13 protein-coding genes are annotated in these 13,553 nt (G+C 52.6%); all 13 read left to right on the forward strand.

Annotation, left to right across the window (positions count from 1 at the left end; all coding sequences use genetic code 11):
- Positions 1-356 precede the first annotated feature (356 nt).
- The 13 genes from WFJ73_RS18215 (at position 357) to WFJ73_RS18275 (ending at position 13,417) form a co-directional block, all read left to right on the forward strand.
- Positions 357-1,334 (forward strand): M23 family metallopeptidase, encoded by a 978-nt coding sequence (locus WFJ73_RS18215; RefSeq protein WP_336774405.1) that lies wholly within the window; start codon positions 357-359, stop codon positions 1,332-1,334.
- The gene (locus tag WFJ73_RS18220) at positions 1,327-2,208 is read left to right on the forward strand and encodes a M50 family metallopeptidase (RefSeq protein ID WP_336774406.1); all 882 of its coding nucleotides are present in this window, start codon (positions 1,327-1,329) and stop codon (positions 2,206-2,208) included. Before WFJ73_RS18215 ends, WFJ73_RS18220 begins: the two co-directional genes overlap by 8 nt.
- An 84-nt stretch (positions 2,209-2,292) precedes the next feature.
- A complete protein-coding gene (locus WFJ73_RS18225) occupies positions 2,293-3,543 on the forward strand; it encodes an Rne/Rng family ribonuclease (RefSeq protein ID WP_336774407.1) in 1,251 nt (416 codons plus the stop codon).
- Between the two features lie 164 nt (positions 3,544-3,707).
- Complete coding sequence (gene rplU / locus WFJ73_RS18230; protein ID WP_015845974.1) at positions 3,708-4,019, forward strand: 50S ribosomal protein L21; 312 nt, start codon at positions 3,708-3,710, stop codon at positions 4,017-4,019.
- 12 nt (positions 4,020-4,031) lie between these two features.
- A complete protein-coding gene (locus WFJ73_RS18235) occupies positions 4,032-4,367 on the forward strand; it encodes a ribosomal-processing cysteine protease Prp (RefSeq protein ID WP_336774408.1) in 336 nt (111 codons plus the stop codon).
- 17 nt (positions 4,368-4,384) lie between these two features.
- On the forward strand, positions 4,385-4,696 hold the full coding sequence (rpmA, locus tag WFJ73_RS18240) for a 50S ribosomal protein L27 (RefSeq protein ID WP_015845972.1): 312 nt from the start codon (positions 4,385-4,387) through the stop codon (positions 4,694-4,696).
- Positions 4,697-4,861: 165 nt separating this feature from the next.
- Positions 4,862-5,599 (forward strand): Spo0B domain-containing protein, encoded by a 738-nt coding sequence (locus WFJ73_RS18245; RefSeq protein ID WP_336774409.1) that lies wholly within the window; start codon positions 4,862-4,864, stop codon positions 5,597-5,599.
- A 13-nt stretch (positions 5,600-5,612) separates the two neighbouring features.
- Positions 5,613-6,932, forward strand: a complete 1,320-nt coding sequence (gene obgE / locus WFJ73_RS18250) for a GTPase ObgE (RefSeq protein WP_127494573.1) — start codon at positions 5,613-5,615, stop codon at positions 6,930-6,932.
- 146 nt (positions 6,933-7,078) lie between these two features.
- Entirely contained in the window at positions 7,079-7,516 is a 438-nt protein-coding gene (locus tag WFJ73_RS18255) for an ACT domain-containing protein (protein ID WP_336774410.1), read from the forward strand.
- 18 nt (positions 7,517-7,534) lie between these two features.
- Positions 7,535-8,821 carry a homoserine dehydrogenase gene (locus WFJ73_RS18260; protein ID WP_336774411.1) on the forward strand — a complete coding sequence of 429 codons (1,287 nt, stop codon included), beginning with the start codon at positions 7,535-7,537 and terminating at the stop codon, positions 8,819-8,821.
- Positions 8,822-8,878: 57 nt separating this feature from the next.
- Positions 8,879-9,853: a homoserine kinase gene (gene thrB, locus WFJ73_RS18265; RefSeq protein WP_336774412.1), complete on the forward strand. Its 975-nt coding sequence runs from the start codon at positions 8,879-8,881 to the stop codon at positions 9,851-9,853.
- Complete coding sequence (pheA, locus tag WFJ73_RS18270; protein ID WP_336774413.1) at positions 9,850-10,722, forward strand: prephenate dehydratase; 873 nt, start codon at positions 9,850-9,852, stop codon at positions 10,720-10,722. The genes thrB and pheA overlap by 4 nt, the downstream gene beginning before the upstream one ends.
- Before the next feature lie 157 nt (positions 10,723-10,879).
- Positions 10,880-13,417: a LysM peptidoglycan-binding domain-containing protein gene (locus WFJ73_RS18275; RefSeq protein ID WP_336774414.1), complete on the forward strand. Its 2,538-nt coding sequence runs from the start codon at positions 10,880-10,882 to the stop codon at positions 13,415-13,417.
- Positions 13,418-13,553 lie beyond the last annotated feature (136 nt).

Raw genomic sequence — 13,553 nt, forward strand, 5'->3', positions numbered from 1 at the left:
GCTGAAGCCTTTCGCCCAGCTCGTGAAGAAACCGCCATGTCCGAGCAGACATAAACCTGCTCGGTCTTTTTTTCTCCTTTTTTAGGCTAAGCCGAAATGGAGCAGCTCGAATGATTCTGGAGAAGTGAAACGTTCGCCTTTGTCCCCGAATTTCATCCGCTAAAGCGGATTAAAATGAAGAAATTCGGGGACAACAGCGATCGGAAGAACATTCGAATGCGCAATGACAAAGCTCGGGCCATTTTGGATTATGCCGCCCCTCGCATACTTGTCAGCTTGGCCACATATTTATGTAGAAAGGAAATGTGGGCTGCGCCAATGGCAGCCGGCTTGTCTTGCGAGAGGGAGGCTATTCGATGAGTAAAAAAGACGGTATCAGAGAGCGGCGTCAGGAGAAAATCAGACAGCTGCTGGAGCAGCAGGAAAAGCAGGCCAAGCTGTGGCAGCAGCAGGAGCGTAGGCAAGAGCAGCTGGTCGCGCCAACCAAGGCACGGCCGAATAAGGAAAAACAAATTCCGAGGTACGAGGAGGAGTCCTTTTTACCAGTACCCTATCACATGGATACGGGCGGCGGGGACGAGCTTGATCCGGAGAAGCTGTGGAAAACAAATCCGCATCCGTGGCTGGGCTGGGAGTCCGGAGACGGAAAAGGCGGCCGCTATGGACGAGACTTCGCTTCGATATACGAGTCGAATAACGGAGACGGCAAGAGGCCGTTTTTCCGCAGTGAACTGAAATGGAAAGTTATTATAGCCGCTCTATTGTTTGCCGCGGTCTGGGGCGTCTTTCACAATGAATCGCCGCTTGCGCAGAAGGGGCAAGCCATCGTCAAAAATGCTTTAACGGACGAGATGGATTTTACGGCGGTCGCTACGTGGTATAAGGAGACTTTTGCCGGCGCGCCTTCTTTTATTCCGATATTCAACCATAATGCGAAAGAAGCCGAATCCGCTAACGGTGCAGTGGAATTGCCTGTTGTGTCTCCGCTTCCGGACGGTGCCATCGTCCGCACCTTTGCCGAGCTCTTGAACGGAGTTGAGCTGGCGGGCACGTCCAAGGAACAGGTATCGGCCATCGAGACCGGCAGAGTCCTGGTTGTATCCAAGGCGGAGAACGGCAGCGGCGTTACGGTTGTGATCGAGCATGCAAACGGCCGTGATTCGGTGTATGGCAAGCTGGGGGCTGCAACCGTTAAACAAAATGATTGGGTCGAAGCGGGCGACGGAATTGGGACACTGAAAGAAACGACAAGCGAGGAGCCAAGTCTTCTTTATTTTGCCGTGCGGCAAAATAACCAATACGTCGATCCCGTGGGCGTGATTCCGATTGATTAAATGGAAGGGCATCCGCTGGTCCGTTCATCCGCTGTTTGTGCTTGTCATGATTGGTTCTGTTGTGACCGGTTATTTCGCCGAGCTCTTCACTTTATTTCTGATCGTGCTAGTCCATGAGATTGGGCATGTCGTGGTTGCAAGAGGCTTTGATTTGACGGTGCGGGAAGTGAGGCTGCTTCCCTTTGGCGGCGTTGCGGAGATCGAAGATGCGGGCAGCATTCCGGCCAAGCAGGATGCGTTGATCGCCATCGCGGGTCCTCTTCAAAATGTATGGATGGGACTAGCCGCCTGGGGCTGCGGCCAGTTGGGCTGGTGGGATCCGGAGTGGGCTGCTTACGTGTGGCAGGCAAATCTCATGATCGGCTTATTTAACCTGCTGCCTATTTATCCCCTGGATGGAGGCAAGCTGATGCAGGCTGCCTTCAGCTATGGCTTTAACTACTATTCCATGATGAAATGGACCTCGTGGATCAGCATTGGCCTTAGTATACTGATGATTGGCTATGCATTGTCTACCGCAATCCGGCCGGATGCCGGCATCCAGCTTAATCTGCTTGTAGTTGGCTTGTTCCTGCTGATGACGAATTGGACGTACTACCGCAATATGCCGTTTTTGTTTGTCCGTTTCCTGATGCACCGCGACAGGGTTGCCGTCCGCGCTATCTCGCGTGGCACGCTGGCTCGACCAATAATTGTAAATTTAAAGCAACCAATTATTGGTGTTGTTCGTCTATTATGGCGTGAACAGTACCATCTCTTTTATTTGATGGAACTGGAAGGCCGAGTCGTCAAGGTTGTGCCCGAGAAAGAAATCGTTGACCGCTATTTGGCCGAGCCGGATCCGAACCGGGCTGTTATCGAACTTTTTCGATAGAGGTAAAATAGACCACTTTTTCGCTTAGGAGCCTTGGTGTAGAATAGAGTAGATGACAAAAAGTAAGGCGGTTGATATTCGGGAATGAAGCGGATGTTAATGCACGGACACGGCGAGCTGCTGCAGACCGCCGTGCTGATGGACGGTCGGCTTATCGATTTTTTCATGGAGCAGTCAGAGAGCAGCGGATTAGTCGGTAATGTATACAAGGGACGAGTAGTCAATGTTCTGCCAGGCATGCAGGCCGCTTTCGTAGATATTGGTCTGGGAAAAAACGCGTTTCTATACATAGATGATCTGCTGCATCCCCATTTGGAGAAACAGCCGGAGCACAAACCCTCCATTACGGAGCTGGTAAAGCCCGGTCAAGAGCTTGTTGTGCAAGTGATGAAAGAACCGATGGGCAGCAAAGGCGCCCGCGTAACGACGCATTTTACGCTGCCTGGCCGTTGGCTGGTCTATATGCCGATTGCCGGTTATGTCGGAGTATCGAAGAAGATTATGGCCGAAAGCGAAAGATCGCGGATCCGGATGATTGGCGAGCGGCTGAGGCAAGGCGAAGAAGGCATCATTATGCGTACCGCGGCGGAAGGCGAATGCGAGGAATCGCTTGGGGCCGACGTTGATCAGCTGCGTCAGCTGTGGACAAGCGTGCTGCAGCGAGCCGAACATGCCAAGGCGCCTGCGGAGCTGCACCGCGAAGCGGGACTGCTGCGGCGGGCGGTAAGAGATACGCTGACGGACGATATGGATGAGGTATGGCTGGACGATCCTTCCCGTTACAGCGAAGCGGTCTCCCTTTTGAAGGAGATGACACCGCATCTTGCCGGACGGTTGAAGCTGTTTGAAGCACGGAAGGAAAAGGTTTCTTTATTCGACCGGTTTGGGGTAACCGATCAGATTGAGGCGGCTTTCTCGTCCCGTATCCGGCTGGAGAGCGGCGGCTCACTTGTCTGGGATGAGACGGAGGCCTTAACCGTAATTGACGTAAATACGGCGAAATACATTGGAGCTACAGGACTTGAGGATACGGTTTTCAAGACAAACATGGAAGCGGCGGATGAGATAGCAAGGCTGCTTCGGATTCGTGACGTAGGCGGCATTATCGTAATTGATTTTATTGATATGGAGAATGAGTCCAACCGGGAGAAGGTTATGGCCAGATTGTCGGAATGGGCGAAAAAGGACCGGACCAAATGCACGGTGTTTGGCTGGACAAGACTTGGACTTCTTGAATTAACGAGACGAAAGGCCAGGGACAACGCCGCGCGGCAGTTAAACGAGCGATGCCCGGCATGCGGCGGCACGGGAAAGAAATCTTCGATTCATTTCTAGGTAATAGTTGATTGGTTAGGCATAGTGTGATAGAATGTTCTAGTATGTCTCATCCTATAACTGTGTGGACATGCATGAACCGCTCCAATCGGGTTTAAGCGCGGCAGCTTCTTGCTGCAGCCACCTGGGTTAGGCGAGTCTTCGACAATAAGGAGGTGCAACACATGTTCGCAATTATCGAAACTGGCGGCAAGCAATACAAAGTTCAAGAGGGCGATGTAATCTACATCGAAAAACTGAACGTAACTGAAGGCGAAAGCGTAACGTTTGATCGCGTATTGGCAGTATCTAACGGCGAAGGTCTCGTAACTGGTACTCCAGTTGTTTCCGGCGCTACGGTTTCCGGCAAAGTCGAGAAACAAGGTAAAGGCCAAAAGATCATCGTTTACAAATACAAAGCCAAAAAGAACTACCGCCGCAAGCAAGGTCATCGTCAACCGTTCACTAAAGTAACAATCGAGAAAATCCAAGCGTAAGAGGACTTTCTTATGATTTCCGTTACAGTGAAACGAAGAGCCGCTGACAGACGGATTGTATCTTTTGCGATCTCCGGACACGCTAAATATGCAGACCGCGGCAAGGATATTATCTGCGCCGGGGTGTCGGCCGTATCGGTCGGAACCGTCAATGCTATCGAAGCTTTGGCGACAGTGGAATTACCTTCTAAGATGAAGGGTGGCTGGCTATCGTCAGACATTCCGGAGCAGCCGGATAAGGAAATTGACGACAAAGTGCAGTTGTTGCTCGAATCGATGGTCGTTATGCTCGGCACAATCGCAAAAACTTACGGCAAATACGTCGTAATTCATGATCAACTTCTTTAACGAAGGAGGGAAACACCATGTTGAAATTAGATCTTCAGCTTTTCGCATCGAAGAAAGGTGTAGGTTCTACTAAGAACGGCCGCGACAGCCATTCGAAACGTCTTGGCGCTAAACGCGCTGACGGTCAAGTCGTATCCGCTGGCAGCATCTTGTTCCGCCAACGCGGTACTAAGATTCACCCAGGTACTAACGTGGGTATCGGTAAAGACGACACGCTGTTCGCACTGGTTGAAGGCGTAGTGAAGTTCGAACGTCTGGGACGCGATCGCAAAAAAGTGAGCGTGTACCCTGTTGATCTGGCTCCGGTAGCCGCAGCAGTAGAAGCTTAATAGCACCAAGTGCCCCGGCCTGATGAACAGGCCGGGGCTTTTGTTTAATTCCAAGAGTTTTATGATAGCTAGGACGTTTCACCTTGGTTTTAGATCTTTCGGCTACCGAATTCGCATGCTATACTGGTTTAGCTAGGAATCAAGCAGAAAGTGGGAACGATCAGGATGGATCGCATTAGAATGGCGAGACAGTCGGCAGCGGCTTCCGTTGTGCTGCCCGGTGCGGCTGCGCTCATTTGGCCTTCTTCGGTATGGCTGGTTGCACTTTTTCTCTTATGGACAATAGCAGCTGCGGTATTTTGGATCAGGACAGAACGCAAGGAACAGGAACAAAGGCTGGCACGGACCGTCTATATGCTGCAAACGGCCAGCGTAAAGACGCTGAATCACCACCGGCACGATTGGATGAACGATCTCCAAGTATTGTTTGGTTACATACGGATGAACAAGCTGGATAAAACCGTGGAATACGTGGAGAAAATAAGGGCTAGAATGACGGAAGAGAGCCAAATCGCAAAGCTTGGTGCTCCGTCGCTGATCAGCTATATACAATCTTTTCGTACCCTCACTAATGCCATGCAGCTTCAGGTAAAGCTGGACGAAGGCATTTACCTGAATGAGCTGGAGGATGGGGGTAAGCCTATTGCGGAAGCCTTGATCAATCTGATCAACGCCTACAGATTTTCGGTGAAGACAGGATACGGCGATCCGGCAGTGCTTACTGTGCAGCTCTCCCGCGAAGAGGAGATGCTGATGATGGCTTTTTATTACGATGGCGACTTAACCAGCGAGCAGCAGCTTGCGGATAAAATAAAACAGCAGTTGGAAGGCGCGTCTTTATTGCCGGTCGATGTGGAGCATCCGCAGCGGAAATTGGTATTAAAAGCGGAATGGCGCGCTTGAACGGGGGCAAAACATGTTTGTCGATAAAGCGAAGATATTTGTAAAAGGCGGCAACGGGGGCAACGGGATCGTGTCTTACCGCCGCGAGAAATACGTACCTGAAGGCGGACCTGCAGGCGGCGACGGCGGAAATGGCGGCGACGTTATTTTCCGAGTGGACGAGGGCCTCAGAACGCTGATGGACTTCCGTTACCAGAAGCACTTCAAAGGACCGGCAGGCGAGCGCGGCAAAGTAAAATCGATGCATGGCGCTAGCGCGGACGATATGATCATCCGTATCCCACCTGGAACTGTCATCGTGGATGACGATACGCAGGAAATTATCGCCGATATGACGCGCCACGGGCAAGAAGTTGTCGTTGCGCGCGGCGGGCGCGGCGGCCGCGGCAATATCCGGTTCGCAACGATTAACAATCCTGCTCCGGATATTTGCGAGAACGGCGAAGAAGGACAGGAGCGCTGGGTAACGCTGGAGCTCAAAGTGATGGCGGACGTGGGTCTTGTAGGCTTCCCGAGCGTAGGCAAATCGACGCTTCTCTCGGTTGTGTCCGGTGCCAAGCCCAAGATTGGAGCGTACCATTTCACAACGATTACGCCTAACCTTGGTGTCGTAGACGTTGGCGACGGACGCAGCTTTGTTATGGCCGATCTTCCAGGCTTGATCGAAGGCGCTCATGAAGGCGTAGGGCTTGGCCATGAATTCCTGCGGCATGTTGAACGGACAAGGGTTATCGTGCATGTCGTGGACATGGCAGGCACGGAAGGCCGCGATCCGTTTGAGGATTGGGTCAAAATTAACGAAGAGCTCGTGAAATACAACGAGAAGCTGTCGGAACGTCCGCAGATCATTGCGGCGAACAAGATGGATATGCCGGAGGCGGCCGACAATCTGGAACTGTTCAAGCAGCAGCTGGACGAGGTTCGCGGCGACCGGGAATATCTGATCGTGCCGATCTCGTCGCTGACCAAGCAAGGCGTGCAGGAGCTTCTGTACAAAGCGGCTGATACGCTGGATTCGGTTCCGGAAGAAGTATCCGTAGAAGAAGTGAAGGATGTCGCGGAACGTAAAGTATTCACCTTCGAGAAGCGTGAGGATGACAGCTTTACGATTCACCGCGAAGACGAGATCTTTGTCGTGCAGGGCGCGAGAATCGAGAATTATCTGAAGCGCATGAACATGAACTCGTACGACGCGATTATGCGTTTTGCGCAAATGATGCGCAAAATGGGCGTTGACGCAGCGCTTCGCCGCGAAGGCGCAAGAGACGGAGATACGGTTCAGATTGCCGACTTTACGTTCGAATTCTTCGAAGGCAGCGACTATAACGGTTAATGAAATAAAGCAAAAAAGCGGAAAGACGGCCAATGGCCGTCTTTTTTTTGTTGAAAAGCATCGCAGTTACCTATTGCCGCATTTCTTATATTCCTATATAATGTCCATTATAGAAGAACATCTGTCTTTGTAGGGAGGACGAAATAGTGACGCAACGTTATTATGTCGTTCGTGAGGATATGCTCCCGGAAGCCATCGTAAAGACGATCCAGGTCAAAGAGATGCTTGGCCGGGGCGAGGCGTCCACGGTGCATGAGGCGGTAGAGAAGGTAGGACTTAGCCGAAGCGCCTTTTATAAGTATAAAGACGGCGTATATGCGCTTCAGGAGCTGGAAAGAGAACGGATCGTGACAATATCGATGGATTTGGAGCATCGATCCGGTGTATTATCAAAGGTATTGGCTCTTGTGGCAAGCCTTGAAGGGAATGTGCTGACGATGAACCAGAGCATTCCGCTGCAGGGTTTAGCCAATGTCGTTATATCCGTAGATATTTCACAGCTGAATGAGGAACTAACAACGCTGATTGAAGTCATTCGCAGCCAGGAAGGCGTGCGTAAAGCTGCCGTTATCGGACAAGGTTGATTAGATGGAGGGAATTGTATGAAGCCAGTGAAGGTAGGTTTGCTTGGTCTCGGTACAGTCGGGACTGGCGTAGTGCGTATTGTTGAAGGACATCAGGAAGATTTGCAAAGCCAGGTCGGCTCCCCGATCGTTATCGAGAAAATTCTCGTGCAAAATAAAAGCAAAGCCCGCAGCATTTCGATTGATGCAAACAAGCTGACGGAAGATCCTTGGGAGATTATCAGCAATCCGGATATCGACGTTATCGTTGAAGTGATGGGCGGCATTGGATCTACGAAAGAATACATTATGGAAGCTCTCACCCGCGGCAAGCATGTCGTAACCGCAAATAAGGATCTGATGGCGCTGCACGGCCCGGAGATTCTGGCAAAAGCGCAGGAGCACGGCTGTGACGTCCTGTACGAAGCAAGCGTTGCCGGCGGTATTCCGATTATCCGTACGCTGGTGGAAGGCTTCTCTTCCGACCGGATTACGAAGATTATGGGTATCGTGAACGGGACGACGAACTACATTTTGTCCAAGATGAGCCTTGAGGGTGCTTCCTATGGCGATGTGCTTAAAGAAGCCCAAGAGCTTGGTTATGCTGAAGCGGATCCAACCTCCGACGTAGAAGGTCTGGATGCGGCGCGCAAGATGACGATTCTCGCAACGCTTGGCTTCCGCGCGAAGGTAGCGCTTGACGATGTATCCGTACAAGGCATGTCGAAGGTATCGAAAGAGGATATCCTGTATGCGAAGCGTCTTGGCTACGAAGTGAAGCTGCTTGGCATCGCCGAGCGTCAAGATGACCAGTTCAGCATCAGCGTACAGCCGACAATGGTGAAGAAATCGCATCCGATCGCATCGGTTAACGGCGTATATAACGCGGTTTACGTGTATGGCGAAGCGGTAGGCGAGACCATGTTCTACGGTCCTGGCGCGGGCGAGCTGCCAACTGCAACTTCGATCGTTTCCGATCTTGTGGCGGTAGTGAAAAACCTGAAGCTTGGCGTTAACGGCAAGCAAAGCGTACTTACTTATAAAGAGAAGAAGCTCAAATCCGACGAGCAAATCTCTTCGAAATATTTCCTGCTCCTGCATGTGGATGACCGCGCAGGCGTACTGGCGCAAATTACGCAAATTTTCGCCGAGTATGAAGTCAGCCTGGAATCGGTGCTCCAGCAGCCAAATCCGAATAATCCGGATGCCGAAATTATCGTGATTACGCATGATGCGAATAAAGCCGCAATCCAAAAAGTTCTGCAGAAATTTGAGTCGCTGGACGTTATCCGCAAAGTGAAAAGCGTATACCGTGTAGAAGGCTAAGGCGTCTTTTCGTAGGCAGGATTTAATGCAAAAGCAAACAAAGGAGCTTTATCCGTCATGAATAATCGTCGAGTAATTGTGAAAGTGCCGGCCAGCACGGCGAATTTGGGTCCTGGCTTTGATACGCTTGGCATGGCGCTTTCGCTCTATGCGTGGATCGAGATGTCGGCAGCGGAGACTACAACCTTCCGGCTGTACGGCGATCAAATGCAAGGCATCCCAACCGATAAATCGAATCTGTTGTATAAAGTGGCTCGGCTTGTATTTGAAGAAGCGGGCGTAAGCGTTCCGGAGCTGGATGTTGCGATGTACAGCGACATTCCGCTTGCGAGAGGCCTCGGAAGCAGCGCTTCCGCTATCGTTGGCGCGCTGGTTGCGGCAAATGCGCTGATCGGAAGTCCTCTGACGGATCATAAGCTGTTCCAGCTTGCGACCAAGCTGGAGGGACATCCGGACAATGTCGGAGCATCCTTGTTTGGCGGCATCGTAGTATCCGCCTGGGACGGGGAACGTGCGGATTACGTAAGACTTGCGCCGCATGCAAAGCTGGAGACGCTTGTTGCGATCCCGGCTTTCCAGCTGGCAACGGAAAAAGCCCGTCATGCCCTGCCTTCGCAAATCAGCATGGCTGACGCCGTATTTAACGTCGGACGCAGCTCCCTTCTTGTTGCGGCGCTGGCTAGCGGTGAGCTTGGGCTGATCCGCCATGCGATGCGCGACCGGCTCCACCAGCCGTACCGGGCACCTCTTATTCCCGGCATGTCGGCCATTCTGGAGCAGGCCGTTGAATACGGCGCGCTTGGAGCTGCGCTTAGCGGAGCGGGTCCTACGCTTATCGCGTTTGTTGATGCTGGCAGCAAGAGCAAATCCGAGCTGGAGCAATTCCTGCTTGCCACATTGAAGCAGGAGGGCATCGAAGCAGAGACCATGTGGTTGAAGCCGGGCGGAGAAGGCCCGGTGATTACGGTCGAGGATGCGGCAGCCCCTGCTCCAGGTCTTATGGAACGGATCAAAGGAGAAGTTGTTCGATGAAGACGATTGCAGTACTTCCGGCGGGCTCCGTATCGGATGAAGCAGTGAAGCGGCTGTTTGCCGGAGAATCCATGAATTGGAAGCATCATCGCCTGATTGCGGACGTGTTCATGTCGACCGTAAACGGTGTAAGCGATTATAGCGTTGTTCCCATAGAGAATACGATTGAAGGCTCCGTTAATCTGCATGTGGACTGGCTGGTTCATGAAGTGGATCTGCCCATCCAGGCGGAATGGGTATACCCTTCGATCCAGAATTTGATCGGACGCAGCTCCGAAGCAGCCGGAGAAGGCGGTACGGTTGATTTCAGCAAAATCAAGAAAGTGATCAGCCATCCGGTAGCGATTGCGCAATGCCTCCAGTTTTTGCGGAGCGAGCTCCCGCATGCCGAGATTGAGACGGCTGGCAGCACGTCGGAAGGCGTCAAGATCGTGAAGGAAAATCCCGGCCAAGGCTGGGCGGCGATTGGTACGATGACCGCTGCCGGCAACAATGGGCTTGATGTGCTGAGCCAGGGAATCACGGACCACGATAATAACTTTACCCGTTTCCTGCTGGTTGGGAGCGAGCCGTTTACGGCACGTCAATCCGCTAAGCAGAAGACGAGTATTTTGATTACGCTCCCTGAGGACTACCCGGGCGCCTTGCATCAAGTGCTTGCCGCGTTTGCCTGGCGGAAGATCAACCTGTCGAAGATCGAATCCCGCCCGACGAAGAAAAAGCTGGGCAATTATTATTTTTATATCGATATCGACATGGCGCTGGATACGGTGCTTTTGCCTTCGGCGTTGGAAGAGATTGAAGCGCTTGGATGCCAGGTGCGGATTCTTGGCAGCTATCCAAGCTTTACTTACGAGCAGCTTCTGTAACGATATGACGAGCCATAGCGTTGCCCTTTTGTGGGCAGCGCTATTTTTTTTGCGTGAAGGTGGAGACACCAGCCTATGTTCTGCATAGGATGTAATGATTGATAGCAGGCATTCGCCGTGCCGTTATACAAAGAACGTGACAGGAGGTTTTTTGCTAGTGAAAATCCACGTTGTAAAGAAAGGCGATACATTGTATTTCATTGCCCAGAAACATAATGTATCGATTGAAGACATTTTAAAGCTGAACCCTTCCATTACGAACCCGGATCTGCTGGATGTCGGAATGAAGCTGAAGGTTCCATCGGCAAACGAGGTTGGCGGCGGAACAGGAGGACTGGACATTATGCATCAGCATGTAGTGAAACAAGGGGATACGCTTTGGAAGCTGTCGAAAGCCTGGGGAGTGCCCCTGGCAGACATGATTAAAGCGAATCCGCAGCTTAAGAATCCGAATGTGCTCCTGACAGGCGAAATTGTCAACATACCTAAAACAGCTACTCCAACAGAAGTACAGGGTAACGGCGGCGGCGTAACCGCGCAAGGTACAGGAAATGCGCATCATCCGCTTCATCCGATGTCGCTGATGCATGGCGTACAGAATTGGGTTGGCAAGAAGCCAACAGGCCAGATGCCGGCAGCTCAAGCTCCGGTTCAAAAAACGCCTACCGCTCCTATTGCTCCGGTAGCTCCGATCGAGAAAACGCCAACGGCGCCAATTGTTACTCCTGTAGCTCCGGCAGCCAAAGAGCAGCCTGCAAAGAAAGCTCTGCCTATTCAAAAATCGCCGGGTAAAAAAGCGAAGCATGCGGAAGAAGCGGCAAACGTGAAGCCGAATATGAAACCAAATATGAAGCCTGCTATGGAAGCTAACGTTCAACCAAATATGAAGCCAAACGTTTCGCCAATCATGCAATCCAACGCTGAGCCTAATCTGCAGCCAAGCGTGGATTTGTTCAAGCAATACGGCATTCCTGCAGTAGAAGCGGCTTCCCACCAGCACCATGGCTACGGCAATATGGCGCCGATGGTATCTCCGATGCAAGTTGGCCCTGGCTTCGGTTACGGTCATGGCGGATGGCCAGGATCCAATGTAAGCCCTGCAAGCGAAGGGCCATGGTGCCCTCCAGGAACAATGCCTATCGCCGCTGGTCCTGGCTACGGTTACGGCATGGGTAACGTATCGCCGGCTGTATTTGGTTCCGAGAATGCGTCTCCAGTACTTGGCGCGGAAAATGTAAGCCCGGCAGCGACTGGAAATAATGCAGCTCCCGCGGCTCTAGGCAACAATGCAGCTCCAACTAATGTAAGCCCTGCTGCAGTTAGTCCAACACAAGGCTACGGCTTTGTATCTCCGGCAAATGTCGGCCCAGAGCATGGTTATGGCTACGGCCCAACAGCAGTGTCCCCAGCAGAGATGGGGCCAGGTTACGGCTGGCCAGGGGCAGTATCGCCAGCAGAGATGGGGCCTGGTTACGGCTGGCCAGGGGCAGTATCGCCAGCAGAGATGGGGCATGGTTACGGCTGGCCAGGGGCGGTATCGCCAGCAGAGATGGGCCCGGGTTACGGCTGGCCAGGTGCGGTGTCTCCAGCAGAGATGGGCCCGGGTTACGGCTGGCCAGGTGCGGTGTCTCCAGCAGAGATGGGCCCGGGTCACGGCTGGCCAGGTGCGGTGTCTCCAGCAGAGATGGGACCAGGTCACGGCTGGCCAGGTGCGGTGTCTCCAGCAGAGATGGGACCAGGTCACGGCTGGCCAGGTGCGGTGTCTCCAGCAGAGATGGGCCCAGGTTACGGCTATGGTCCAACAGCAGTATCACCAGCGGAGATGGGGCATGGTTACGGCTGGCCAGGTGCGGTGTCTCCAGCAGAGATGGGCCCAGGTTACGGCTACGGCCCAACGGCAGTATCGCCAGCAGAAATGGGCCCAGGTTACGGCTGGCCTGGTGCGGTATCGCCAGCTAGCTTTGGTCCAGAGAATGTATCGCCGGCAGCTCTGGGTGAAAATAGCGCCCCAACAGCCGTCAGCCCTGAAATGACTGGTCCTGCAGGCGGTCATGGTTATGGCTGGCCGGGAGCTGTTTCTCCGGCAAACATGGGGCCGGAATATGGCTATGGTTACGGCGGAATGGTATCTCCGGTTAACGTTGGCCCGGATTATGGGTACGGCTACGGTCATCCGGGCATGGTATCTCCGGCGGAAATGGGACCGAATGTATCTCCTGCAGCGCTAGGCTCGAACGTATCTCCAGCTGCGCTTGGATCTAATTTTTCGCCAGAAGCATTAGGCTCGAACGTATCTCCGGCTGCGCTTGGATCTAATGTATCGCCTGAAGCGTTAGGCTCGAACGTATCTCCAGCCGCGCTTGGATCTAATGTATCGCCGCTTGCGCTTGGACCAAATGCCGCCCCGAATGTATCCCCAGCCAGCATGGGACCTGTCGGCTACGGCTATTACGGCAATCAAGTAGCCGGCGCTCAAGGCTTTAGTCCTTATTCCTACTGGCCTGGTCAAACGGCTGGCGCGCAGAATGATCCATGCGGTTGCGGAGGCAAACGCACGGAAGAAGAGTTGATTGAAGCGGTAACCGAAGCGGTAATCAAAAAAACAAAGCCGCGCAAAATAGCTAAAATCCGTTCGGTTGCTCCGAAATCGTCGAAAAGAACAGACCGCAACAGCAAACCTTGGATTAACCGCTAATGCATAATCCGGTAACAGCCCCTTGCCTTTCTTTTAGGCGGGGGCTGTTTGCTTTTTTCGAAAAATGGTGCGGCTGTAGCCGTTTCGCTTTATGCGTACATATTATTGGAAGCATTGAGTTAAACTAGGTCAAAAA

The sequence above is a fragment of the Paenibacillus sp. MMO-58 genome (genome assembly GCF_037146255.1).
Lineage (GTDB): Bacteria > Bacillota > Bacilli > Paenibacillales > Paenibacillaceae > Pristimantibacillus.

What these genes read in the sequence shown, in the direction of transcription:
- WFJ73_RS18215 (WP_336774405.1), top strand. Translation starts at nt 357, where the DNA reads ATGAGTAAAAAAGACGGTATCAGAGAGCGGCGTCAGGAGAAAATCAGA.
- WFJ73_RS18225 (WP_336774407.1), top strand. Translation starts at nt 2,293, where the DNA reads ATGAAGCGGATGTTAATGCACGGACACGGCGAGCTGCTGCAGACCGCC.
- rplU (WP_015845974.1), top strand. Translation starts at nt 3,708, where the DNA reads ATGTTCGCAATTATCGAAACTGGCGGCAAGCAATACAAAGTTCAAGAG.
- WFJ73_RS18235 (WP_336774408.1), top strand. Translation starts at nt 4,032, where the DNA reads ATGATTTCCGTTACAGTGAAACGAAGAGCCGCTGACAGACGGATTGTA.
- rpmA (WP_015845972.1), top strand. Translation starts at nt 4,385, where the DNA reads ATGTTGAAATTAGATCTTCAGCTTTTCGCATCGAAGAAAGGTGTAGGT.
- WFJ73_RS18245 (WP_336774409.1), top strand. Translation starts at nt 4,862, where the DNA reads ATGGATCGCATTAGAATGGCGAGACAGTCGGCAGCGGCTTCCGTTGTG.
- obgE (WP_127494573.1), top strand. Translation starts at nt 5,613, where the DNA reads ATGTTTGTCGATAAAGCGAAGATATTTGTAAAAGGCGGCAACGGGGGC.
- WFJ73_RS18260 (WP_336774411.1), top strand. Translation starts at nt 7,535, where the DNA reads ATGAAGCCAGTGAAGGTAGGTTTGCTTGGTCTCGGTACAGTCGGGACT.
- thrB (WP_336774412.1), top strand. Translation starts at nt 8,879, where the DNA reads ATGAATAATCGTCGAGTAATTGTGAAAGTGCCGGCCAGCACGGCGAAT.
- pheA (WP_336774413.1), top strand. Translation starts at nt 9,850, where the DNA reads ATGAAGACGATTGCAGTACTTCCGGCGGGCTCCGTATCGGATGAAGCA.